This is a genomic window from Pantoea sp. X-Soil-MYKO-1289, assembly GCF_059730625.1.
Genome location: NZ_AP036005.1, coordinates 154,336 through 176,400 on the forward strand (window position 1 = coordinate 154,336; position 22,065 = coordinate 176,400).

21 protein-coding genes and 1 pseudogene are annotated in these 22,065 nt (G+C 59.5%); 14 read left to right on the plus strand and 8 right to left on the minus strand.

Features of this window, described 5'->3' with window-relative positions:
* The first annotated feature begins 2 nt into the window (after positions 1 to 2).
* The 4 genes from xylB (at position 3) to AC6I7Z_RS20130 (ending at position 5,119) form a co-directional block, all read left to right on the plus strand.
* Positions 3 to 1,520 (plus strand): xylulokinase, encoded by a 1,518-nt coding sequence (xylB, locus tag AC6I7Z_RS20115; RefSeq protein ID WP_497815597.1) that lies wholly within the window; start codon positions 3 to 5, stop codon positions 1,518 to 1,520.
* Complete coding sequence (locus tag AC6I7Z_RS20120; RefSeq protein WP_497815598.1) at positions 1,517 to 3,022, plus strand: sugar ABC transporter ATP-binding protein; 1,506 nt, start codon at positions 1,517 to 1,519, stop codon at positions 3,020 to 3,022. The genes xylB and AC6I7Z_RS20120 overlap by 4 nt, the downstream gene beginning before the upstream one ends.
* A gap of 75 nt (positions 3,023 to 3,097) precedes the next feature.
* Positions 3,098 to 4,075, plus strand: a complete 978-nt coding sequence (locus tag AC6I7Z_RS20125; protein WP_497815599.1) for an ABC transporter permease — start codon at positions 3,098 to 3,100, stop codon at positions 4,073 to 4,075.
* 36 nt (positions 4,076 to 4,111) lie between these two features.
* On the plus strand, positions 4,112 to 5,119 hold the full coding sequence (locus AC6I7Z_RS20130) for a substrate-binding domain-containing protein (RefSeq protein ID WP_497815600.1): 1,008 nt from the start codon (positions 4,112 to 4,114) through the stop codon (positions 5,117 to 5,119).
* A 56-nt stretch (positions 5,120 to 5,175) separates the two neighbouring features.
* On the opposite strand, the gene AC6I7Z_RS20135 is transcribed toward AC6I7Z_RS20130, so the two are convergent.
* Entirely contained in the window at positions 5,176 to 5,850 is a 675-nt protein-coding gene (locus AC6I7Z_RS20135) for a GntR family transcriptional regulator (protein ID WP_497815601.1), read from the minus strand.
* Between the two features lie 112 nt (positions 5,851 to 5,962).
* On the opposite strand from AC6I7Z_RS20135, the gene AC6I7Z_RS20140 reads away from it, so the two are divergent.
* The 5 genes and pseudogenes from AC6I7Z_RS20140 to AC6I7Z_RS20160 all read left to right on the plus strand — a co-directional run bounded on the left by AC6I7Z_RS20140 (position 5,963) and on the right by AC6I7Z_RS20160 (position 11,631).
* Positions 5,963 to 6,643 (plus strand): DUF2848 domain-containing protein, encoded by a 681-nt coding sequence (locus AC6I7Z_RS20140; RefSeq protein WP_497815602.1) that lies wholly within the window; start codon positions 5,963 to 5,965, stop codon positions 6,641 to 6,643.
* A gap of 11 nt (positions 6,644 to 6,654) precedes the next feature.
* Positions 6,655 to 8,005, plus strand: a pseudogene (locus AC6I7Z_RS20145) (amidase).
* Positions 8,002 to 8,634, plus strand: a complete 633-nt coding sequence (locus tag AC6I7Z_RS20150) for a hypothetical protein (protein ID WP_497815603.1) — start codon at positions 8,002 to 8,004, stop codon at positions 8,632 to 8,634. Before AC6I7Z_RS20145 ends, AC6I7Z_RS20150 begins: the two are co-directional and overlap by 4 nt.
* Positions 8,627 to 9,940, plus strand: a complete 1,314-nt coding sequence (locus AC6I7Z_RS20155; RefSeq protein WP_497815604.1) for an MFS transporter — start codon at positions 8,627 to 8,629, stop codon at positions 9,938 to 9,940. The genes AC6I7Z_RS20150 and AC6I7Z_RS20155 overlap by 8 nt, the downstream gene beginning before the upstream one ends.
* A gap of 239 nt (positions 9,941 to 10,179) precedes the next feature.
* A complete protein-coding gene (locus tag AC6I7Z_RS20160; RefSeq protein WP_497815605.1) occupies positions 10,180 to 11,631 on the plus strand; it encodes a flagellin N-terminal helical domain-containing protein in 1,452 nt (483 codons plus the stop codon).
* Positions 11,632 to 11,811: 180 nt separating this feature from the next.
* On the opposite strand, the gene AC6I7Z_RS20165 is transcribed toward AC6I7Z_RS20160, so the two are convergent.
* Positions 11,812 to 12,717 carry a LysR family transcriptional regulator gene (locus AC6I7Z_RS20165; protein ID WP_497815606.1) on the minus strand — a complete coding sequence of 302 codons (906 nt, stop codon included), beginning with the start codon at positions 12,715 to 12,717 and terminating at the stop codon, positions 11,812 to 11,814.
* A 174-nt stretch (positions 12,718 to 12,891) separates the two neighbouring features.
* Between AC6I7Z_RS20165 and AC6I7Z_RS20170 the strand changes: the two genes are divergently transcribed.
* Positions 12,892 to 13,410 carry an SRPBCC family protein gene (locus AC6I7Z_RS20170; RefSeq protein WP_497815906.1) on the plus strand — a complete coding sequence of 173 codons (519 nt, stop codon included), beginning with the start codon at positions 12,892 to 12,894 and terminating at the stop codon, positions 13,408 to 13,410.
* Between the two features lie 110 nt (positions 13,411 to 13,520).
* Here AC6I7Z_RS20170 and AC6I7Z_RS20175 read toward each other — a convergent pair whose 3' ends face one another.
* A complete protein-coding gene (locus AC6I7Z_RS20175; RefSeq protein ID WP_497815607.1) occupies positions 13,521 to 14,123 on the minus strand; it encodes a LysE family translocator in 603 nt (200 codons plus the stop codon).
* A gap of 31 nt (positions 14,124 to 14,154) precedes the next feature.
* On the minus strand, positions 14,155 to 14,436 hold the full coding sequence (locus tag AC6I7Z_RS20180) for a VF530 family protein (protein WP_497815608.1): 282 nt from the start codon (positions 14,434 to 14,436) through the stop codon (positions 14,155 to 14,157).
* A gap of 111 nt (positions 14,437 to 14,547) precedes the next feature.
* Here AC6I7Z_RS20180 and AC6I7Z_RS20185 point away from each other — a divergent pair, with 111 nt between their 5' ends.
* A complete protein-coding gene (locus AC6I7Z_RS20185; RefSeq protein ID WP_497815609.1) occupies positions 14,548 to 14,856 on the plus strand; it encodes a hypothetical protein in 309 nt (102 codons plus the stop codon).
* Positions 14,857 to 14,906: 50 nt separating this feature from the next.
* Here the strand turns inward: AC6I7Z_RS20185 and AC6I7Z_RS20190 are convergent, their stop codons facing one another.
* Positions 14,907 to 15,263 carry a hypothetical protein gene (locus AC6I7Z_RS20190; protein WP_497815610.1) on the minus strand — a complete coding sequence of 119 codons (357 nt, stop codon included), beginning with the start codon at positions 15,261 to 15,263 and terminating at the stop codon, positions 14,907 to 14,909.
* Between the two features lie 231 nt (positions 15,264 to 15,494).
* A complete protein-coding gene (locus AC6I7Z_RS20195) occupies positions 15,495 to 16,268 on the minus strand; it encodes a helix-turn-helix transcriptional regulator (RefSeq protein ID WP_497815611.1) in 774 nt (257 codons plus the stop codon).
* Positions 16,269 to 16,383: 115 nt separating this feature from the next.
* On the opposite strand from AC6I7Z_RS20195, the gene AC6I7Z_RS20200 reads away from it, so the two are divergent.
* Together AC6I7Z_RS20200 and AC6I7Z_RS20205 are read left to right on the plus strand one after the other, a co-directional pair.
* Positions 16,384 to 17,559 carry a YbfB/YjiJ family MFS transporter gene (locus AC6I7Z_RS20200; RefSeq protein WP_497815612.1) on the plus strand — a complete coding sequence of 392 codons (1,176 nt, stop codon included), beginning with the start codon at positions 16,384 to 16,386 and terminating at the stop codon, positions 17,557 to 17,559.
* A gap of 72 nt (positions 17,560 to 17,631) precedes the next feature.
* Positions 17,632 to 19,125 (plus strand): alpha/beta hydrolase, encoded by a 1,494-nt coding sequence (locus AC6I7Z_RS20205; RefSeq protein ID WP_497815613.1) that lies wholly within the window; start codon positions 17,632 to 17,634, stop codon positions 19,123 to 19,125.
* Positions 19,126 to 19,311: 186 nt separating this feature from the next.
* Here AC6I7Z_RS20205 and AC6I7Z_RS20210 read toward each other — a convergent pair whose 3' ends face one another.
* Together AC6I7Z_RS20210 and AC6I7Z_RS20215 are read right to left on the minus strand one after the other, a co-directional pair.
* On the minus strand, positions 19,312 to 19,944 hold the full coding sequence (locus AC6I7Z_RS20210) for an alanyl-tRNA editing protein (RefSeq protein WP_497815614.1): 633 nt from the start codon (positions 19,942 to 19,944) through the stop codon (positions 19,312 to 19,314).
* Between the two features lie 120 nt (positions 19,945 to 20,064).
* Complete coding sequence (locus AC6I7Z_RS20215) at positions 20,065 to 21,237, minus strand: diguanylate phosphodiesterase (protein WP_497815615.1); 1,173 nt, start codon at positions 21,235 to 21,237, stop codon at positions 20,065 to 20,067.
* 414 nt (positions 21,238 to 21,651) lie between these two features.
* Here AC6I7Z_RS20215 and AC6I7Z_RS20220 point away from each other — a divergent pair, with 414 nt between their 5' ends.
* A complete protein-coding gene (locus AC6I7Z_RS20220; protein ID WP_497815616.1) occupies positions 21,652 to 21,960 on the plus strand; it encodes a hypothetical protein in 309 nt (102 codons plus the stop codon).
* The last annotated feature ends 105 nt before the right edge of the window (positions 21,961 to 22,065 follow it).

Here is a 22,065-nt window from a genome sequence, read left to right on the forward strand (position 1 = left end):
TCATGTCGCTCTATGCGGGCATTGACTGCGGAACCCAAGGCACCAAAGTCGTCATTGTCGACAGCGAACAGGGGGTGATCCTCGGCGAGGGCAGCGCAGCGCACCGCCTGATCAGCGACTCCAGCGGCCGACGCGAGCAGCAGGCGGCGTGGTGGATCGACGCGCTGGTCGACGCTTTCCAGCAGGCGGTTTCCCAGGCGGGCGTGGATGCGCGCCGCATCGAGGCGCTGGGCGTCTCTGGTCAGCAACACGGCTTTGTGCCGCTGGATGAGCAGGGCGAGGTGCTGCACAGCGTCAAGCTATGGTGCGACACCGAAACCGCCGACGAGAACGCCGCGCTGCTGGCGCAGCTGGGCGGCGTCAGCGGATCGCTGGCGCAGTTGGGTTTAGCGGTCGCGACCGGCTATACCGCCTCGAAAATCATCTGGTTCAAACAGCAGCATCCTGAACTCTGGTCGCGTCTGCACACGGTGCTGCTGCCGCACGACTACCTTAACTTCTGGCTGACCGGGGAGCGCGTGGCGGAGTATGGCGACGCGTCCGGTACCGGACTGCTGAACGTGCGCACCCGCGAATGGGATCGCCGTACGGTTTCGCTTATCGACGACAGCGGGCGGCTGTGGGAGGCGCTGCCGCCGCTGAAAAGCGCTGAAAGCTGTATCGGCACGCTGCGTCCGGAAGCGGCGGAAAGGCTGGGCCTTCTGACCACCACGCGCGTCGCCACCGGCGGCGGCGACAATATGATGGCGGCTATCGGCTCCGGCAATATCGCGGCCGGCACCGTGACCATGAGCCTCGGCACCTCCGGCACGCTGTTCGCCTGGTCGGATGCGCCCGTCGTCGCCGATACTGAGGCGATAGCCGGTTTCTGTTCCAGCACCAACGGCTGGCTGCCGCTGATATGCACCATGAATGTCACCTCCGCAACCTCCTCGGTGCAGGCGCTGCTGGAGGAGGACATCAGGGGATTTAACCGGCTGCTGGAGCAGGCCGCGCCTGGGGCGGGCGGCTTAGAAATGCTGCCTTTCTTCAACGGCGAACGCGTGCCGCCGCTGCCTCAGGCGCGCGCCAGCCTGCACAACCTCGACAGCGACAACTTTACCCGCGCCAACCTCTGCCGGGCGGTGGTGGAGAGCGCCACCTACGGTCTGCGCTACGGCCTGGATCTGTTTCGTCGCCAGGGCATCACGGCGCGGGAAATTCGCCTCACCGGCGGCGGCGCACGCAGTCCGCGCTGGCGGCAGATTGTGGCGGACGTGACGGGCTGCCCGGTGGTTTGCCTGAAGGTCAACGAGACGGCGGCGCTCGGCGGCGCTATTCAGGCGATGTGGGCGACCGCGCTGGCGGACGATCCGCATCAGCAGGCGGAGAGCCTGTTAGGCGATCTCTGTCACCGTTTCGTCTCCCTTGATGAGTCCACCCGCGCCGAGCCTGACGCCGACCGTCAGGCGCAGTACGACGCGCTTTATCAACGTTACCTGCAGCGCCTGCAACAGGCTTACCCGGAGGTATCACTGTGACACGCGATCCGCACACGCAACAGCCCGCTTATCTGCTGGAAGTCACCGGCGTCAAAAAAGCCTTTGGGCCGGTCGTGGCGCTGAAAAACGCTGAATTCGCCCTGCGCCGTGGCTCGATCCATGCGCTGTGCGGCGGCAACGGCGCGGGAAAATCGACCTTCCTGAGTATTCTGATGGGCTTTATCCAGCCCGATGGCGGCAGCATTTTCATCAACGGCGAGCGCTGCGAGTTTCATCACCCTAAAGATGCGCTGGCCGCGGGGGTGGCGATAGTGCAGCAGGAGCTGAGCGCCATTCCCGATCTGACCGTGGCGGAGAATATCTGGCTGGGGCGCGAGCCGCGCCGTCTGGGATTCGTCGATTTCGCCACCCTGAACCAGCGCACTCGCGACCTGCTGAAAGAGCTCGATTTCGCTATTTCCGCCACCGAAAAAATGCGCAACCTCAGCGTCGCCGAGCAGCAGCTGGTGGAGATCGCCAAGGCGCTCTCCCATGCAAATGCCGACATCATCATTATGGATGAACCCACCTCCGCGATTGGGGAAGAGGATGCGCAGAAGATCTTCCAGACCATCACCCGGCTGGCGCAGAAAGGCAAAGGGATTATTTATGTCTCGCACCGGCTGTCGGAAATTTTCCAGATCGCCGATAGCTACACCATCTTTCGCGACGGCGCCTACATCCACGAAGGCTTTATCGCCGACATCACCCGCGAGCAGCTGATTGAGCACATCATCGGCGGCGAGTACGACAGCGAATTCGCCAAGTTCAACCAGCCGGGCGAAGAGGTGATGATGGAGGTAAAAAACCTGCGCTGGCGCGACAAAATCAACGATATCAGCCTGCATCTCAAGCGCGGCGAGATCCTGGGGATTTATGGCCTGGTGGGGTCAGGGCGCAGCGAGTTTCTTGACCTGGTCTTCGGCATCAATCATGCCGACAGCGGCACCATCCAGCTGGGCGACACCACCCTGGGACGCCATTCGCCGAAAGAGGCGATCGGGTGCGGCATCGCCTATGTCACCGAAGACCGCAAACAGACGGGGCTGGTTCTCTGCCGCTCGGTGAGCGAGAACATCAATATCGCCTCTTTTGGCGCCATCAGCCGGTCGGGCTTTATCAATGAGAAGCAGGAGCGCGATCGCGCCAGCGAGATGATTAAACGCTTTAACGTCAAAACGCCGGACGGCGATCAGATTGTCGGCAACCTGAGCGGCGGCAATCAGCAGAAAGTGGTGCTGGGCCGCTGGGCGCTGCTCGATCCCGAGGTCCTGCTGCTGGATGAGCCTACGCGCGGCATCGACGTAGGCGCCAAAAAAGAGATCTATCGCTTTATGTCGGAATTTGCTCTGAAAAACAAAGGGATAATTATGGTCTCGTCGGAATTGTCGGAAATTATCGGCATGAGCGATCGCATTCTGGTGTTCCGCGACGGGCAGCTGGCCGGTGAATTAACAGCGGCGCAGGCCACGCAGGCCGAGCTGATGAAACTGGCGGTATAACAGAGAGATAATAAGATGAACGGTACGCATTCTATGACACCCGGGGTTTCGTTTTTTACACGCAATAAACGCCGCATGCACAAGTACGGCATCATTATCGCCTTCTTTGCCCTGTGCCTGATTGTCGCGGCAATCGGCGAGGTGCAGGTGGCGAAGGGCGCCTGGAGCAACAACTACTTTCTCAGCAATGAAAATATGCTGATTGTCCTGCGCCAGGTCTCAATCAACGGCATTCTCGCCATCGGCATGACGTTCGTGATCATTACCGCCGGGGTCGATCTGTCGGTGGGATCGGTACTGGCGCTAAGCGGCATCGTCGCCGCGCGTTTCGCCACCAATAACAGCGGACTGGCGATTGGCGATACCGCGCACGCGGTCATTATGCCGTTGATCGTCGCCTTGGGCATCGGCATCGTCTGCGGCCTGATTAACGGAACGGTGCTGGCGCGCTATCGCCTGCAACCCTTTATCGTCACCATGGGCATGCTGTCGGCCGCGCGCGGTCTGACGATGCTCACCACCGACGGCAACCCGGTCTCGCAGCTGAACCGCGATTTCCGCTGGCTGGGAAATGGCTATATGGCCGGCATTCCGGTTCCGGTGATTATCTTCGTGGTGCTGTTCGGCCTGGCCTGGCTGCTGCTCAACAAAACCATTTTCGGCCGCTACATCTATGCGGTAGGCGGCAACCCCAAAAGCGCCCGCACCTCCGGCATCAGCGTGGTGCGCATCAAAGTGCTGGTCTATACCCTGTGCGCCGCGCTGGCGGGCGTCGCCGGGCTGATCCTCACCGCCCGTACCGGCTCCGCGCAGACCAGCGCCGGCGCCGGCTATGAGCTGGACGCCATCGCCGCCGTGGTGATTGGCGGCACCAGCATGGCTGGCGGCGTCGGGACGCTGCTCGGCACCTTCTTCGGCGTACTCATTATCGGCGTGATGAATAACGGCCTCGACCTGCTGGGCGTGCAGTCCTATTACCAGCAGATCATTAAAGGCGCCTTGATTGTAGTGGCTGTATTGCTCGACCCTTCGCGTAAACAACAGCGCGATTAACCCTACTTATATAAAAAAAGCGACCAGGAGATAAGAATGAAAATGACCAAAATTGCATTGCTTGCCTCGGCAATGATGATGGGCAATATGGCGATGGCGCAGGCCGCGCCGGTAAAAATCGCGGTGCTGATGTACGGCAACAAAGCGGAGTTTGTGCAGCTGATGGAGCGCTATGGCAAAGAGCATCCGGCAGTGAAAAGCGGCGATGCGGTATTGACCTTTTATGACGGACGCTACGACGCCTCGGTGCAGAATGACCAGGCCGCGACCGCCATTCAGACTCGCGCCGACGCGATTATCGTCAACCCCATGGATTTTGAAGCGAATATCGATATCGTCACCAACGCCAACGAGGCGAAAATTCCGGTCGTCGTCACCAACGCCCGCCTTAATACCGAGGAGATGACCTCGGAAGTGGTGTCGAACGACGAGCTGGGCGGCTATCTGGAAGCCAAAGCGGTGCTGGACAAGCTGCAGTGCAAAACCAAAAAAGTGAACGTGGTGATCATCGAAGGGCCGAAGGGCGGCAGCGGTGAAATCCAGCGCGGCAAAGGCAACGATAAAGCCATTGCCGAATGCGGCCCGGGTCAGGTGACCGTACTGGAGCGTAAAACCGCTAACTGGTCGCGCGCCGAGGCGCAGCCGCTGATGGAAAACTGGCTGCAGAAACACCGTGGCAAAATCAACGGCGTGATCGGCCAGAACGACGAAATGGCGCTGGGCGCGATTGAAGCCATCAAGGGCGCTGGCCTGAACGTGAAAGATTTCGCCATCGCAGGCGTTGACGGCGTGTCAGATGCTATCCATGCGGTTCAGGCCGGCGAAATGGTCTCCATTCTGCAGGATGCGAAAGGCCAGATGCAGGGCGCTATCGATGTGGCGATGCGCGCCGCCAAAGGCGACAGCTATCAGCCGCAGTCCGACATCTGGAAGCAGTATGCGAAAGAGCTGAACTGGAACGGCGGCACCAGCAAACACTATTACATTCCCTGGACGGTGGTGACGCCGGAGAATGCGCAACAGCTGCTGGATGCCCGTAAGTAAAAGGCATGGACGCGCCTGGGCCGCTTACCGCGTTGAAATACCCTTTCTCGCGGGCGCTAGGCTGAGAGCAAGGCCCGCTTAAATGACAATATGTGCGCGCGCGCGGCTTCGGCGGCGCGCCGCATATCTCCTGACGCCAGCGCCGCGATAATCGCGTTATGCTCGGCAATGACCTCGTCGATATGGGTCACGTCTGACAGCGTAATCGCCCAGAAGCGCTGCGCCTGCGCATGGATCACGCTAAGAATATCCGACAGCCGATGGTTGCCGGCGATATCCGCCAGCACCTGATGAAACGCGCGGTCCAGCAGCATGATCTGCTCGCGATTGCGGGATTCGCTCGCCTGTTCGATCTGCTGATTCATCTCGCGCAGCTGGGCAAGACCGGCATCCGTCACCTTCTGGCTGGCCAGCTCCACGCACAAGGTTTCGTTAACCAGACGCACCTCAATCAACTCCAGCGCGTCATCTACCGACAGCGGCGCAACCATCACCCCTTTGCGCGGAATAATCTGCAGCAGCCCCTCGGTTGAAAGGCGATGAATCGCCTGGTTGACCGGCGTGCGGCCCATGGTCAAATCCTCCATGACCTGCGCGGTATTCAGGTACTCGCCCGGCTTATAGCGCAGCGTAATGAGCTTGTGCCTGAGGGCGACATAAGCCTGTTCGTTCAGCGAAAGCGTTTTATCCGGTCTGGCCGGGTTCACATTTTCAAGAGCCGTCTCACTCATCACAACATTCCTTTTCTTGTCTCTGAGACATATTACACAAAAAGCTGGCATGAAAATCGCTACTTTAGAATTACTGTGAAATTTCACTGTGATTTCTTAAAGGAGCGTTTTCATGCATCTTCAGTTCACCACCGCCGACGAAGCCGCGAATATCCTCAATGTCGAGGTAACGCATCTTGTTATCGCAGGCTGGGCCGGACGCGACAGCGAAGCGGTTATGCACCATATCAGGGAGCTGGAAGCCCTTGGCGTGCCCGCTCCCGGTGCAGTGCCGCTGTTCTATCGCGTCGCCACTAATCAGCTCAGCCAGCAATCGCCGCTCGAAGTGGTCGGCAATGAAACCTCAGGCGAAGCGGAGCCTTTCGTATTCTCCCATAACGGCGAACTGTGGGTATCGCTCGCCTCGGATCATACCGATCGCCATCTGGAAACCTTTAGCGTCGCGCTGTCCAAACAGGCGTGCATCAAACCGGTCGGCCGCAGCGCATGGCGCATGCGCGACGTCGCCCAACACTGGGACGCGCTGGAGCTGACCTCATGGATAGAAGAGCAGGGCGAATGGGTGATCTATCAGCACGGCACCCTGGCTTCGCTCCTTACGCCGCAGGATTTGCTGGCGCGCTATCTGAATAACGGCACGCCAGATGAAGGACTCGCCATCTCCTGCGGCACGCTGGGCGCAATCGGCGGCATCCGTCCTGCCAGCGCGTTCCGCATGGCGCTGCACGATCCGGTGCTGAACCGCACCCTCGAGCACAGCTACTGCACCGGCGCGCTGCCGGTGGTCGCATAAGGAGCGCGCGCATGACCACACTCTGGCAGGCCAGTCAGCAGCTTCAGCAGCAAGCGTCCACAGCCGGCGCCTTTACGGAGGCGGCGCTGAATGCGGCTCAGGATAGTGACAAAGAGGGGGCGCAGGTCTTTACCCGACGCTACGCCGCACAGGCCCTCCAGCAGGCGAGCGAAGCGGACGCGCGCTGGCAGGCGCAGCGCGCGTTAAGCGCCATCGACGGGCTGCCCGTCAGTATCAAAGACCTGTTCGATGTGAAAGGCGAACCGACCACCGCCGGCTCGCGTCTGCTGGCGGATGCGCCGGCCGCCGAGGCGAACGCCAGCGTGGTGGAGAGGTTGAAGCAGGCGGGCGCCGCTATCGTCGGCAAAACCAATATGACGGAGTTCGCCTTCTCGGGATTGGGGATCAATCCCCATTTCGGCACGCCGGCGAATCCCTGGCGGCGCGCCGAAAAGCGCATTCCCGGCGGATCGTCCTCCGGCGCGGCGGTGGCGGTGGCGGATGGCATGTGTCTGGGCGCCGTCGGCACCGATACCGGCGGCTCCGTACGCATCCCCGCTGCGCTGTGCGGCCTGACCGGTTTTAAACCCACGGCTCATCGCATTGAGCAGGCGGGCACGCTGCCGCTCTCGACCTCGCTCGACAGCATCGGCGTGATTGCCCATGACGTGCGTAGCTGCTGGCTGCTGGACAGCCTCATCGCCGAGCGCCCGCTTGAGCTACAGCCGCAGGATCTGCGCCATGCGCGCTTCGCCGTGCCGCAAAGCCGGGTGCTGGACGGGCTGGACGCGACGGTTGCCGAGGCGTGGCAGCGCGCGCTGGCGGCGCTACAGCAGGCGGGCGCAACGCTGGTGAATATCGCCCTCAGCGAGCTGAATGAGCTGAATGCCATGAACGCGCGCGGCGGCATCACCGCCTGGGAAGCCTGGCAGTGGCACCAGCGCACCGCCGCTGCGCAGCCCGACGCTTACGATCCTCAGGTGCTGGTGCGCGTGCAGCGCGGCAGCTATCTCTCTGAAGACGACGCGGCTGAACTCTACCAGCAGCGTAAAAACTGGCAGGCGCGTGTCAACGCGGCGCTGGTCGGTTTTGACGCCTTACTGATGCCCACCGTTTCCCTGCATCGCGCCCACTATCGCCTCGCTCGACGATGCGCAGCGCTACATGGAGATCAACGCCCTGATGCTGCGTAACCCCAGCACCATCAACATGCTGGATGGTTGCGCCCTCTCTTTACCTTGCCATCAACCCGGCAGCGCGCCGGTTGGTCTCAGCCTTGCTTCCGTTCATGGCGACGACGCCCGCTTGATCAGCTGGGCGCTCGCCGTGGAAACCGCCCTTAACCGGAGATCCCAATCATGACTCACCCTCACGGCATGCTGTATGTCGCCACCAATATTGGCGCTGAAGACGAAGCGGATTTCAATCAGTGGTACGACCAGGAGCACGTAGAAGAGCGGGTGGCCATTGCCGGCTTCCTGAGCGGGACGCGTTATCAGGCGATTAACGCCGAGCGAAAATATCTGGGGTTGTATGAAACCGACTCGCTGGAGGCGTTCACCAGCGCGGATTACCACGCCGCTTTTACCCGCCAGACGGCGTGGTCGGTGAAGAATCTGCAAAAGATGGTCAATCCTCAGCGCCGGGTCAGCACGGTCACCCATACGCACGGTAAAGGCGCCGGCAGTCAGCTGGCGGTGGTGACGCTGCAAGCGGTTAACGCCGCGGCATTGACCGCCTGGCAGCGGCAGATCGGCCAGAAGGCTGGCTATATCGCCTCCAGTCTGCTCACGCCGGATCCCCGTCTCAGCTCGCCGCTGCCGATGGAACAGACGGAGGATCGCCAGATGTCGCCGATGCTGCTTATCCACTGCCGCGAGGCGCAGTGCTGCGACGCGCTGGCGGCAGACGCGGCACGGGCGCTTTCGGGCACGGTTCAGCGCTATGCCCTGAGCTGGCAGTTAACCAAACAGGAGCTGACGCATGGCTAACACCGACTCTTCTTTGCAGCATGTAGTACGCGACAAGCGCGCCAAATCGAAAACCGGCCGTCTGGCGGCGGCCAGCTCGATAGGGACGGCGCTGGAGTGGTATGACTTTACCGTTTACAACATCATGGCCGCGCTGGTGTTCAACCACGTGTTTTTCCCCAGCTTCGATCCGCTGGTGGGCACGATTCTGGCGTTTTCGACCTACGCGGTGGGCTATATATCCCGACCGCTGGGCGGCTTTGTCTTCGGCCACCTCGGCGATGTGGCCGGGCGCAAGGCGGTGTTGATCATCACGCTGGTGATCATGGGCGTCACCACCGCGCTGATGGGACTGCTGCCCGGCTACGCGCTTTGGGGCATCTGGAGTCCCATCCTGCTGGTCGCGCTGCGTTTCGTGCAGGGCATCGCGCTGGGCGGAGAGTGGGCCGGCGCGGTTTTACTGTCGATGGAGCATGGCGACGCGGGCAAGCGCGGGCGCAATGCCTCGTTCGCGCAGGTAGGGCCCTCCTGCGGAACCCTTATCGGCACCGGCTTTATTACCCTGGTGACGGTGATGATGAGCGGCGAGCAGTTCCAGGCATGGGGCTGGCGCATTCCTTTCCTGCTCAGCCTGCTGCTGGTGCTGTTCGGCCTGTGGCTGCGGCGGGGCGTGGAGGAGACGCCCACCTTCGTCGCCATGCAGGCCGAGCACAAAACCACCCATACGCCGCTGAAAGAGGTGTTCGTCAACCATCCCAAAGCGCTGCTGATTGCCGGAGGATCGCGTATCGGCTCGGATGTGCTTTACGCGCTGGTGGTGGTGTTTACGCTGACCTATGTCACCACCGTGCTTCAACTGCCGCGTCCGCTGGCGCTGGCGGCAACCATGCTGGGCGCGATTGGCAACGCGATCACCGTGCCGATGTTCGGCGCCTTGTCCGATAAGTGGGGACGTCGTCCGGTCTACATTACCGGCGCGCTTCTGGCGATCGTCTGGTCTTTCCTGTTCTTTGTGCTGCTTGACAGCACGCAGCCGGTGTTGATTGTGCTGGCGGTGATTGGCGGTTTGCTGATCCACGCGATGATGTATGGCCCGCAGGCGGCCTTTGTGACCGAGCAGTTTCCCGGCCACGTGCGTTATGCCGGCTCATCGCTCGCCTACACCCTTGCCGGCATTATTGGCGGCGGCTTCGCGCCACTCATTATTACCTCGCTGTTTAAAGAGACCGGCAGCACGCTATGGGTTTCGCTGTATGTCACTCTGGCGCTGGGCATTACGCTGCTCGCCTTATGGAAAGCCAAAGAAACCGCGCACCATCCTGACTGAAAGCCGTTGCCTGCCTGATATGCCATGCGCATGCAGGCAGGCTGCATAGCGGTCACCGCAGCGCCACCAGAGCACGATCCTGCCCAAAAACTGTAAAAATTTTGCAACTTAAATCAATTCCCGATCAGCCACTTAAAGGCAAACAGGCCGCAAAGCAGCATAACTGCGGGGTTAGCCGCTAAAGCCGCCCTGCGCCATGCCGATAAATCATACAGTTTCCATGAAGGTATGTAGCGGCTATGTTAACAATAAACCATAACAAGTTTGCCGCGCTGACGAGTCATTCGATGAATAACAGCTCGTCAGTGCTGGAGCAGGTTATCGAACGGCTCTCATCAGGCTCACGTATCAACAGCGCAAAAGATGATGCGGCGGGGCAGGCGATCGCCAACCGGATGACGGCTAACGTTAAGGCGGATAGCGTCGTTTCGCGCGGCCTCAACGATGCCATCAGCCTTGCGCAAACCGCTGAAAGCAGTCTGAGCACCGTCAGCGAGAGGCTTATTCGCGCCAAAAGCCTGGCGATCCAGGCCGCTAACGGCACGCTCTCTGACGCCGATCGCGCCAGCGTCAACAATGAGTATCAACAGATTCTGGCGGGCATCAGCGACATCTCCGAGCAGACGGAGATATTCGGCCAGTATCCGCTGGCGACGGACGATCCGGAGCTGCCGCCTGCGCTGTTGGGCAACGTGCAGCCGATTAAAAATAAGTTCCCGGTCGCGAATCAAAGCTATTCATTCACCTCCGGCGTGATACCGCTGGCTTACATTCCGGCAGGCGCGACCAACATTACCATCAGCATCGACTCGCTCGGTCAGGATGATGACCTGCAGCTGTTTACGCGCGACGGCAAGCATCTGGTCGGTACGCCGATCAACGGCAGCGATCCTGACTTTACCTGGGTAAGCAAAGGGATCACCGATGACGCTAGCGCGACGACGTCGCTGCTGACCAGCGCCAACGGCTTCGCCAGCGGCGCCGCCTATGACGATTCCCAGCTGCTTCAGGGCGGGGCGAGCTGGGCGCTGGGCGGCAGCGCCTCGATGAGCTACAACGGCATGAACATCAGCTACAGCGGCGATGGCGATCGTTATGAGGACAGGGCAACCGGCGACTATAACAACGGCACCATCAAGAGCAATCCGCTGGAGCGCATCAGCCTGGATAAGGTGACCGAAGATCTGATTGTGGTGGTGGTGGGCAACGGCTCGTTTACCAGTCAGCTTACCTGGGGCGAGCTGCCGGAGCCGGTGACCCAACCCGCGATTCCGCCCATCAAGAGCCAGCATTTTGACGTCGTGACCAGCGCCGATTTTGGGCAGCAGATGCAGTTCGATACCCTGAAGCCGACGCCCGCTGACCTGAAAACCCTGGGGCTGAAGAATACGACGCTGTTAACCAGCGCCGATATTTCCGTTACCACCAAAGCGCTGGATGCGGCGCTGGAGAAAGTGAGCGCCTACCGCTCCTACTACGGCGCGAAGATCAACCGCTACGAATCGAACAGAACGGTGCTGGCGCAGCAGAGCGTCGATACGCAGTCGGCGCGCAGCCGCATTCAGGATGCGGACTACGCGCAGGAAGCGAGCCGCCTCGCGCAGACGCAGATCCTGCAACAGGGTCAAAACGCAGTGATGAAAATCGCCAATCAGACGCCGGACATGGTGCTGACGCTGCTGCGCAGCTAAGGTGCCGCTGCTGTTTGCCTGCCGTCACGCCGTTTGACGCGCCTGCTGTTTTCTCCTCTATATCACCAGGGATGGTTTTTCCTCTTCTGTTAGCCTATCAAGACGTTACGAACACTGAGTAGGTAATCTCAACCTCAGCATGCCATTCCATTAGATGGGGATATCCCGATGGTATCAACCTCACTCCGCTTGCGCAGCTGCAAACAGAAGCGCGCGCACCCAGCGATGTCCCGCATCCCGGTGCGTTCGCTCGTGCCAGACGGCTATCTTGCTAAAGCCGGGAATTGACAGCGGCGGCGGCAGTGCGCTCAAACCAGGCAAGTCATGCGTCAGCCGACGCGGCACCACGCTAAGCAAATCGCTAACGCGCAAGATCTCCGGCAGCACCAGAAAGCTGCACACCGAGAGCGTTACGCGGCGCGTGCGGCCAAGGGCCGCCAGCGCCTCATCGGTAACGCCGCGAAAGCTGCCGTCTGCATAAGAGAACAACGCATGATCCTGCGCGCAAAACCCGTCGAGGGTTAGGCCGTCTTGCTGCGCCAGCGGGTGGTCCTGCCGCATCAAACAGACATATTCCTCATCGAACAGGACGCGCGCATGCAGACCGTCGGGCGCGCTGTCGGGCGTAATCAGCGCAATATCAATAGCGCCGCGCTCAAATTGCGCCGTGAGGGGCTGGCTGCTGACGGGCGTGACCGCCACGCGAATGCCCGGCGCCTGAGCGCGCAACGCAGCCATAAACGGCACGATCACCGCACGCAAGGCGTAATCGGTGGCGGCAATCCTGACGGTCATCTCCGCCGTCGCCGGATCGAAAGCTTTCGGCTGCAATAGCTCCGCGACTTCCGCCAGTATGGTTTTCACCGGTTGCGCCAGCTCAAGGGCGCGCAGCGTCGGAATAATGCCGCGCTGCGTGCGGGTAAAAAGCGGATCGTCAAAGCATTCGCGCAGGCGCGTAAGCATGCCGCTGACGGCAGGCTGAGTGAGCGATAATCGTTCTGCCGCGCGCGTCACGCTGCGCTCATCCAGTAGCGCGTCGAGGGTTTTGAGCAGATTGAGATCGAGGGTGCGGATATCGGTTTTCATAGACTCCAGCGTTAAGTGACGAGTGAGAAAAGCGGGTCGACGCATCGTCAGATATTAGCATGGCAAATATCAAAAATAATAAACGGCGATTGGTCTTATTTCTCGCCCAGCCCGATACTGACTTCGTTCGCTACCGAGGCGGGTAGCCCCTAATCCAGGAGACAAGCGATGAAAATGAACGCCATCAACTGGCCCGACGGTTTTATGCCGGGCTTCAGCGACAATTTTTGCTCTAACGAAGTGATTGTGTCCTGCCTGAGCAGCAGGGAGATCTGGCCGCTGCTGAACCAGCCGTCGCTGTGGCCAACATATTATCAGAACTCCGCGAATCCGCGCTTTTATGACGATAAAGGGCCCGAGCTGGCGCAGGATGTTCGATTCTACTTTGAAACCTTCGGCTTCCCGGTGGAGGCGCAGGTGACAGAATATATGGCTGCCGCAGACGGCGAGCCCGCGCGCCTCTCCTGGCACGGCTGGGCGGGTGAAGAGGGCAGCGACGATCGGCTGGATGTGCTGCATGCCTGGCTGATCGAGGATTTATCGGACCATCGCGTGCGCATCCTTACGCAAGAGGTACAGAACGGCAAACCCGCTAAAGCGCTGGCGAAGGCGAAACCGAATCCGATGATCAACGGTCATCAGGAGTGGCTGGACGGGCTGGTCGCGGCGGCGCGCGCGCGGCAGTCGCATTGATTGACGTTCGGCGGGGGGCACCGCTGGCTCCGTTGCTGATACCCGGCTTAAGCATCCTCGTTTCGCGGCCCCGTCTTTAAAAGGGATGGCCTCAGGAAAAAGCGACGAGGTCAGGGCAGCAGGCCTTTAACTGAAATAAAAATGAGCACCAGCCCGCCAGCGATATTGACATATTTTTTAAGGCGGATGGGATCCGCCTTTCTCGCCGAGAAGAGCAGGGCGTGGCTAACCGCCAGCAGCCAGACGCTCATCACCGCGATATGAACCGAGGCCAGCAGCAGAAAGGATGAAAGGCCGCCATGACGGCCCGCAAACGGCGAAACCACCGTCAGATAGAACATAACGGCTTTGGGGTTGAGGACGTTAGCGAGCCAGGCCTCTTTTACCGTAACGGAAGCCACAGGCTTTTCAGACGCCGTCTGCCTGGCGCCGAGACCGCTGCGAATAAGCTGGATGCCGAGCCAGAGAAGATAGAGCGTGCCAGCGATTTGCAGCGCGCCAGAGAGCACCGGCGCCGAGGCGATAATAGCGGTGATACCGAGCCCGATAAGCAGCGCATGGGTATAGATGCCCATCGCCGTTCCGGTTAGCGTCCGGTAAAGCCCTTTACGCCCGCCGGCTAACGCGCTGTTCATGACCAGCGTAAAGCTGGCGCCGGGCGAGAGGGCGACAGGCAGCAGTGCGGGCAAGAAACCCAGCAGATCGATATGCATAGATCGACACTAGCCCATTTCAGCGCGCAGGTTACTTATCCCGACCGGCCGTCCAGGGATTAAACGCCGGTTCGGCGCCGGCTTTAGCAGCAGGTTCATTCAGCGAATCGAGATAGAGGGCTTCCACTTCGGCGCGCGCCCAGGGCGTACGACGCAAAAATTTTAAGCTCGATTTAACGCTTGGATCGTTTTTGAAGCAGTTGATATTGATCCGCTTGCTCAGTTCCAGCCAGCCAAAGCGCGTCACTAACGCATTCACCTGCATTTCAAGCGTGACGCCGTGCAGCGGGTCTTTCGCGCGATGATCGGTCATGAAAAGTCCTCTTTATATGGACCGGAAAGGGTACAAGAAAGCCGAAGCAGCAGCAATCAATCACTATTCAGAGTAGACTCATCGCTGTGAATTCACTCAGGACGATACGCTATGAACGATAAAAAGATGATCTCCATCGACCAGTTTGACCCGGATGAGCGGCTGGCGGTAGACGGCGTGTTAAAAGGGTTAATCGAAAAGTATCGCCAGCGCACCGGCAAAGAGCCGGACGTCAAGAAAGAGAAAGAGTTTACCGCCGAAGCCCGGCAGCAGATCATGAGCGTAAAGCTGGCGAAACAAAAAGCCCAGGCCGAAAAAGCCAAAAAGGCACCGACGCGCAGAAAGAAACCCGAAGCGATGAAAGAGAGCGAAGTCTCCGATTTCAGCTGGAAAGCCTCGGTAATTAAAGGCCGTCGTTAACCTTAATTAACAGCTATCGGCTGGCATCGGCCAGCCGATATAATTACGCGTCAGGCGCAGAGTTTCACAATGCGGCTGCGATCGGCGAGCACTTCCGGCCCCATGGTAAAGGTTTTATAAAAACGCACCTCCGATCCTGCGCCGCGTTTATACACATCGGCGAACATGGAGTTTTCCCAGGTATAAACCGTCACTCTTTCGCTTTCATGCTCCAGATGAGTGGTGTTATCTTTTTGCACCACCTCGGTGGATGACCAGCCTCGATAGATGCATTCACTTAACTGCCCGGCGCTTCGGCCGCTAACCTGATGAAAGTCGGCGGATTTCATTCTCGCTTCTTGCGGCGTCGTCTGGCAGCCGCTCAGCAGAAAAAGGGCGATCAACAGCGGCAACGTAAAATTACGCATCGGAAAGCTCCCCGTCAGATCTTAATAATGCTAAGGCCGGATAAATCTGCCTGCGGGCTAATTAAGGCTTCGCGCCGCATAAGCTGAGTATATGAGATGGCGGGTTATTTACCACATGGCGATATTATTATTCATGGCAGGCTTATTTTTTAATTCAACCTGTAACTATGGTCGATTTAAAAAAGGGTGCCGTGGCGCTGCGCACATTTTCACGCTGCGCCTCATCGGCCGCTAAGCGTCGCGAGCAAGATAAAAAATCAGGAAAATGCCGGGCGCGCTTTCCACCTCAAGCGCGGTATAGGTGTAATGATTCAGGGTTCCGTCGCTCTCGACGATCGCCTTATTGCCGGCGCCGACTTTATTGACATCCTGCGCGTGCCACATGGTGCGAAATAGATCGCTGCGCGCAGCGAGATCGCGAATGACCTCCTCAAAGAGTTCGCTCTGATTGCTGGCGGCATAATAGGCGCGGAAGGCGGCGATGCTGTGTCTGGCCGCCTGTTCCCAGTCGTGAATTTTTTGCTTATAGCCGTCATTAATAAAAAGCAGCTTCAGCGAATTGCGATCGGCTTCAGGGATCGTCGACCAGTCGAATATTCGGGCGCGGGCCGCCTCATTCCAGTAGAGAATGTCCATATTGGCGCGGCGAATAAAGGCGGGATGCGGCGACAGGGCGTCTGCCATGGCGATCACCTCGCGCGGGATCGCTTCTGGAGTATCGGGACGGTTCTTCTTGCCGAAAACCAGCGCGTCGAGGTAATCCTGCTCGGTGGGCGTAAGCTGCAACACCCGGCCGATACGCTGCAACGCCGCCGGGGAGATGCGAATGTCGCGCCCCTGCTCCAGCCAGGTGTACCAGCTAACGCTGACGGCGGCGAGCTGGGCCACCTCTTCCCGACGCAGCCCCGGCACGCGCCGATGGCGGTTGCTGAAGCCATGCGCCTCGGGATTGACGCGTGCGCGATGATGAACCAGAAAGTTTTTTACATTCTCATTGCGCGTCATCTGTACTCCTGGGTATGACTTCTGGTCACAGGATAACTGGCCCCATTTTTCGTCAGGTCATGCGGTTTTACACTGGCCGCAAGATTAAGTGACTTAGCGAGAAAAAAGCAAAAATATGTCGAATCAACATCTGTCGGAGCGCAACCCTTCCAGCCATCGTCTGCCGGACGCCATCGGTACGCTGCTTACCGGCATTCTGACGCTGGTGGCGGTCATGGGAATTGGCCGCTTCTCTTTAACACCGCAAATCCCGTTGATGATCAAGGAAGGCGCCTTGACGCTCTCCAGCGCGGGCATTCTGGCGGCGATGAACTATATCGGCTATCTGCTGGGCGCGCTGCACGCCAGCCGCTTAACGAAACACCATGCCGCCTGTTTAAAAACGGGACTGGTCGCCACGGTGCTGGTGACGTTGCTCTCCGCCGCGACCGCCGATTTTACCTTACAGTGCCTGTTTCGCTTTCTCTCCGGCGTAGGCGGCGCCTGGGCGCTGATTATCGTCACCTCATGGACGCAGCTGACGCTGGCGAACCATCGGGCGCCCAGGCTGTCGGCTGCGGTGTTTACCGGCCCCGGCATCGGCATCGCGTTAACCGGCCTGCTGGCCTGGGGCGCCGCCGCCTGCGGCCTGAGCGCCTCGCAGGCGTGGCTGGTTTACGGGCTGGTCACCGCCGCTGCGGCGCTGCTGATTTTCAACCGGCTGCCGGCCTCGCTGCCCTCTGCGGATCGGTCGGCCAGGTCGGAACCCTTCAACCGCAACCTGAAAAGGCTGCTGGCGGCCTATAGCCTGGCGGGCTTCGGCTATATTTTGCCCGCCACCTTTTTATCCCAGATGGCGCACAGCTTTTTTACCAGCGGCAATCAGGCGGCGCTCTTCTGGCCGCTGTTCGGCCTCTCTGCGGTGGCGGGCGTGCTGCTGGTGATCGCCTTCGCGGCGCGCCTCAATATCCAGGCCGCGCTGGCGACGGCGATGGTGGCGCAGGGCGTGGGCGTTGCCAGCGTGGTGATTTTCCCCGATGTGAAGGGGCTGTTTATCGCCACGCTGCTCACCGGCCTCGGCTTCCTTTCGATTATGCAGCTCTCGATGCGGCTGGCGCGCGATCTCTCGCCGGGCGCGATGGCCCGCACCGTGGCGGTGCTGACGTCCGGCTACGCCACCGGGCAGCTGATCGGCCCGCTGGTCTCGTCGGGAAGCGTCATGCTGTTTCACTCGCTGCATCCTGCGCTGCTGCTGGCGGCAGCGGGTCTGGCGCTCGGCGGCCTGATCGTGGGCATCGCCATTAAACGCTAAAAAAGCGCGCTGGTCTGGTGGCGCGGCGACTTCTGATCCAAAATCGCCGTCTGCTTTCGAAAGGATCAACAGATGGCGCGCACTCACACAATCCTGACCCTGGCCAGACGGGCGCTGATCGGCATCGCCGTTCTGCTGCTGGTGTTCTTTATTGGTCGTATTTATCAGTCGGAGCAGGGGCCGTCGCTGCACCGCTGGCACAGCTGGGTGGCCGATGAGATGTCGGCCGATGAGATAGATCGCGCCAGCTTCGCCGATTATCAGCAGCGAGAAGCGCGCATCTTTCAGGAGATGAAAGCGGAGCTGAACGATGGGCTGAGCGATGAGGACAAAAACGCGCTTAACCGCTTTTATCCCGGCAGCGCGGTTTATCCGGCGCGCTTCGCTACCGACTGGAATCGTTCGTTTATTCTGATGCCCAAAGGCGAGATTCGGGGCGCGGTGGTACTGCTGCACGGGCTGACCGACTCGCCCTACAGCGTGCGCTATCTGGCGGAGGATTATCAGCAGCGCGGCTTTGTCGCGGTTGCGCCGAGGCTGCCGGGGCACGGCACGGCGCCGGGATCGCTCACCGCCGTTAACTGGCAGAGCTGGATGGCGGCCACCCGGCTGGCGGTGCGGGAGGCGACCCGGCTGGCGGGCGCGCAGCGGCCGCTGCATCTGGTGGGCTACTCCAACGGCGGCGCGCTGGCGATGAAATATGCGCTGGAGAGCCTTGGCGACAAACAGCTGCGCGCGCCGCAGCAGATCGTGTTGCTGTCGCCGATGATTGGCGTCACCGGCTACGCCCGCTTCGCCGGCGTGGCGGGCTGGCCCGCGCTGTTTCCCGCCTTTGCCCGAACCGCCTGGCTTAACGTGGTGCCGGAATATAACCCCTTTAAATACAACTCGTTTCCCGTTAACGCCGCGCGCCAGTCCTGGCTGCTGACGCAGGCGTTGCAGGCGCAGATCGCGCAGGCGGCGCGCAGCGGGCAGATTAGCGCGCTGGCGCCGGTGCTGACCTTTCAGTCGGTTATGGACGCCACGGTAAGCACCCGCGCGGTGGTCGATGCGCTCTATCGCTATCTGCCGCGCAACGGCAGCAGTCTGGTGATTTTTGATATCAATCAGGCGGCCAATATGAGCGCACTGTTCCGCGCGCCGCTGCCTTCGGCGGTCAGCCGTCTGCTGCCTGCCGCGCCGCGCGCTTACGCCGCCACAGTGATCACCAACCGCACGCCCGAGACTTATCAAACGGTGGCGCGCACCATTAACGCCGGCGAGGTTGAGGAGCAGATTGCGCCATTAAACCTTGCGTGGCCGCGGGATATGTTCTCGTTGTCGCATATCGCCGTGCCTTTTCCCCTGAACGACGATCTCTACGGCGAGCAGCCTGACCAGCAGAACCGCTACGGCATTTCGCTGGGCGATCTCTCGCTGCGCGGCGAAACCAGCAGCCTGACCGTCGGCCCGGAAACCTTTATGCGCGCCACCGCCAATCCCTTTTTCAGCGAGATGATGGCGCGCATCAACGCGCAGATTGCCTGCAGCGGCGCGGCGGATTACCGCGCCTGCCTCGGCCGATAACCTCAGGTGAAGGAGAGAGCAAACAAAAAAGCCCGCGCAAGGCGGGCAACAGAGCGTGTCATTAGTTTCTTGATTTCGTAGGCAACACTTTGCTGTGTGTTACCCGTTAATCATAGCGCAGCGGGAGGATTTTTCTGTGTGAAGTGGGCAACGTTCTGCCGATATCTCTGACAGGCGATGTTCAGGTCAGGCATCAAGCTCGTACTGAACGGAGAGCTGGCCTTTTTTCTCCTTGAGCTTAAGGATACGAATGTTGCCGATCTCCAGCGTATTCTGCACATGCGTGCCGCCGCAGGCATAGGGTTTAAGATCGCCCCAGGTCACCATACGTTTACCCGCCGCGTCGGTGATAATGCGACTGTCGCCACGCTGAACCAGCGCCGCCGCATCGGCATTAAGCTCATCAAGGGTGAGGGGCATTAAGGGGGCGACGGCCTCAAAAACGATGCGTCCTTCGCCCGGCTTATGGTTTCCCTTTACGCCCAGCCAGCCATATTTCTCTCCCGCCAGGCCAATAAGATGGCCGGCTGAGTGGTAGCGGGAGTGGAGCGCGCGCAGCCCGGCGTCAACTTTTAGCCGCACCGGCCCCGTCTCCAGCGGCCCATCCGTGAAATGAAGCACCTGGTCGCCATCCTGCACCGCCTGCAGCATGTTTACGCCGTTAATCGTACCTCTGTCAGAGGGCTGCCCGCCGCCCTGCGGATGGAACAGCGTGGCAGAAAGAATGACGCAGAAACGATTGTCGCTCTGCGGCGTGCAGCTTATTACCTGGCTTTCTGTCTCAAGCGCATCGCTGGCGTAATAGCGTTTTTCAGTCACGGCAACTCCTGTAAAAAAGAAAGACAGGAAGCAGCATACTGAGTCTGCGAGGAATAAAAAAGGGCGAGGAGGCGGGGAGAGAAGGTCATGAGCGAGCATCCCTGCTCGACGGGCAATCCGTTAAATCGCTTCGCGCAGCTCCGGCCAGGCGACAGCGGCGCCGGTATCGCTAAACAGACGTCCCTGGAAGTTGATTACGCCTGCCGCTTCCAGCCACATCCACTCTTCCGGACGTTCAATGCCGGCGGCGATAACGGTGATTTCCAGCGCTGAGCAGCACTTGATGATCGCCTGCACCACCGCCTGCCTCGGGCCGCTGCGGTGCACGTCGCGGATAATGCCCGCGCCGATACGAATACGGTCGGGCTGAATGCGGGTCAGCATCGAAAGCCCTGCCGAACCGTCGCCGAAGTTATCGATCGACAGGCTGATGCCCGCTTCCTTAAGCTGCCTTACCGCAACCGAAAACGCTTCGATCTGAGAAATGACCTCTGTTTCGCTGACGCCGATAATCACCTGCTCCGGCACCAGTCCGGCGCTGCGTATCGCATCCACAATAATGCGCACCGCCTCAGGGATGGCGACCAGCGTCATCGGCAGCAGGCTGACGTAGAGCGACATGCCTTCCGGGCAGGCTCTGCCCGCCTGGTCGAAAGCCTGTGTGACGGCGTTCAGGCTGGCCTGATATTTCGGCAAACCTTCAAGCGCGACCTCTCCATTCAGCGTAGCGATCGCTTCAATCGCCGTGACCTGACGACCCAGCGGGTCGATAACCGGCTTAAAGGCCACGCCGTGATTGGCGGGCCAGGAGTCAGAGGCGCCCGTCTGGTCTGCAATAAAGTCCCAGTATTCAACCGGCGGCACTTCAAAATAGTTCTCTTTTTCGCGCGACTCGACAAAGGTGCGTAAGAACTGTAAGCCGCGATCGTCGTAGGTGAGGCGATAGCGCGAGGTGCCCTTATCCAGCACTGCCTGCAGAACGGTAGACCGATCATGCTCGCGCAGGTCAAACAGCTCCATACCGGCGTTGCCGAAACGGCGCGACGGCGAGTAGTCGCGCATCAGCTCGACAACGTTGTGATGGCGCTTGTCGGCGCAGATGCGGCTATAAATATCCAGCACGCCCGCCTCCGGCCCTTCCAGGATCTGGAAAAAGTGGGTGCCGTTAAACAGCAGAATGCCGGTCACTTGATGGGACGCATTCAGCTGGCTGGCTTTTTCCACCATGCCAGGAAGGGATTTTACAGGCACCTCGTCAGAGAGATGGCTGCGGTAAATTATTGTTGTAAGCATGAATGCTCCGTTTATCGTGATTGTCGCCGCCACATTAACAGCTACAGGCAGGCTAACGCCAATTAACACTGCGTAATTTGTGCGATAACAGGATTAATCCTGCTCATTTTAGCGAAAGCGGCTGAATAAAAAAGATAACTGCGCTGCTTTTTCACCGTGAGGGCCAGGGGAAGTCAAATGTTAATTTCTATAATGCATTGAATTTTAACTGATTAAATATTTTAACCTGAAATTTATTCTGAGCTACCGCTTCGCTTGATGATAAATTGCCTTTTTTACAAGTTTTTACCTTGTTTAACGCGGCGGTTTTTTAAGCCAACCGGCAAGGCTTTACAAAAATAAAAAACTGTACAGGTTTGTGGTTACTAAACTGACAAATGAGGTTATGTCTAATTCGCAACAAAAGGAGACTACGTGTTATTTCACAACGACGAGAAAGGTCACGCCATTATTGGCGAAGCGGTTATCAGCCTGGCTCTCGGTGAGAAAGAAATAAGCGTTGAGACACTCATCGCTGAGCTGAGTCACATGGCTGAAAATGAAACCCACGCCGCAAGGCTAACGGCTATCTCGGAGGCCAGACGCTGGCTGAAGAGTTATCAGCATCATGACAACCGGGATCAAACCGAGCTGCACTGGCTGACAGTGGCAGGGCGGGAAGATGATGGAAGACACAGCGAGGACGTCATCCGGCTCCGGCCGGAAAACGACGATGAAAGATAACCTCATTATCGGGCGCGTCTGACGCGTCCCGGCCGGAGATCGCTGTCAGGGATGACACCTGTTTTATCTGCGCCTGCTTCACCCGCCCGCAAAGTTGTACAACTT

Excerpts from the sequence above, each read along its gene's own strand:
- AC6I7Z_RS20175 (WP_497815607.1), bottom strand. The coding sequence starts at position 14,123 with ATGCATATCGATCTGCTGGGTTTCTTGCCCGCACTGCTGCCTGTCGCC.
- AC6I7Z_RS20185 (WP_497815609.1), top strand. The coding sequence starts at position 14,548 with ATGAACGATAAAAAGATGATCTCCATCGACCAGTTTGACCCGGATGAG.
- AC6I7Z_RS20150 (WP_497815603.1), top strand. The coding sequence starts at position 8,002 with ATGACTCACCCTCACGGCATGCTGTATGTCGCCACCAATATTGGCGCT.
- AC6I7Z_RS20135 (WP_497815601.1), bottom strand. The coding sequence starts at position 5,850 with ATGAGTGAGACGGCTCTTGAAAATGTGAACCCGGCCAGACCGGATAAA.
- AC6I7Z_RS20165 (WP_497815606.1), bottom strand. The coding sequence starts at position 12,717 with ATGAAAACCGATATCCGCACCCTCGATCTCAATCTGCTCAAAACCCTC.
- AC6I7Z_RS20195 (WP_497815611.1), bottom strand. The coding sequence starts at position 16,268 with ATGACGCGCAATGAGAATGTAAAAAACTTTCTGGTTCATCATCGCGCA.
- AC6I7Z_RS20130 (WP_497815600.1), top strand. The coding sequence starts at position 4,112 with ATGAAAATGACCAAAATTGCATTGCTTGCCTCGGCAATGATGATGGGC.
- AC6I7Z_RS20200 (WP_497815612.1), top strand. The coding sequence starts at position 16,384 with ATGTCGAATCAACATCTGTCGGAGCGCAACCCTTCCAGCCATCGTCTG.
- xylB (WP_497815597.1), top strand. The coding sequence starts at position 3 with ATGTCGCTCTATGCGGGCATTGACTGCGGAACCCAAGGCACCAAAGTC.
- AC6I7Z_RS20190 (WP_497815610.1), bottom strand. The coding sequence starts at position 15,263 with ATGCGTAATTTTACGTTGCCGCTGTTGATCGCCCTTTTTCTGCTGAGC.
- AC6I7Z_RS20170 (WP_497815906.1), top strand. The coding sequence starts at position 12,892 with ATGAACGCCATCAACTGGCCCGACGGTTTTATGCCGGGCTTCAGCGAC.
- AC6I7Z_RS20205 (WP_497815613.1), top strand. The coding sequence starts at position 17,632 with ATGGCGCGCACTCACACAATCCTGACCCTGGCCAGACGGGCGCTGATC.
- AC6I7Z_RS20215 (WP_497815615.1), bottom strand. The coding sequence starts at position 21,237 with ATGCTTACAACAATAATTTACCGCAGCCATCTCTCTGACGAGGTGCCT.
- AC6I7Z_RS20180 (WP_497815608.1), bottom strand. The coding sequence starts at position 14,436 with ATGACCGATCATCGCGCGAAAGACCCGCTGCACGGCGTCACGCTTGAA.
- AC6I7Z_RS20125 (WP_497815599.1), top strand. The coding sequence starts at position 3,098 with ATGCACAAGTACGGCATCATTATCGCCTTCTTTGCCCTGTGCCTGATT.
- AC6I7Z_RS20140 (WP_497815602.1), top strand. The coding sequence starts at position 5,963 with ATGCATCTTCAGTTCACCACCGCCGACGAAGCCGCGAATATCCTCAAT.
- AC6I7Z_RS20160 (WP_497815605.1), top strand. The coding sequence starts at position 10,180 with ATGTTAACAATAAACCATAACAAGTTTGCCGCGCTGACGAGTCATTCG.
- AC6I7Z_RS20155 (WP_497815604.1), top strand. The coding sequence starts at position 8,627 with ATGGCTAACACCGACTCTTCTTTGCAGCATGTAGTACGCGACAAGCGC.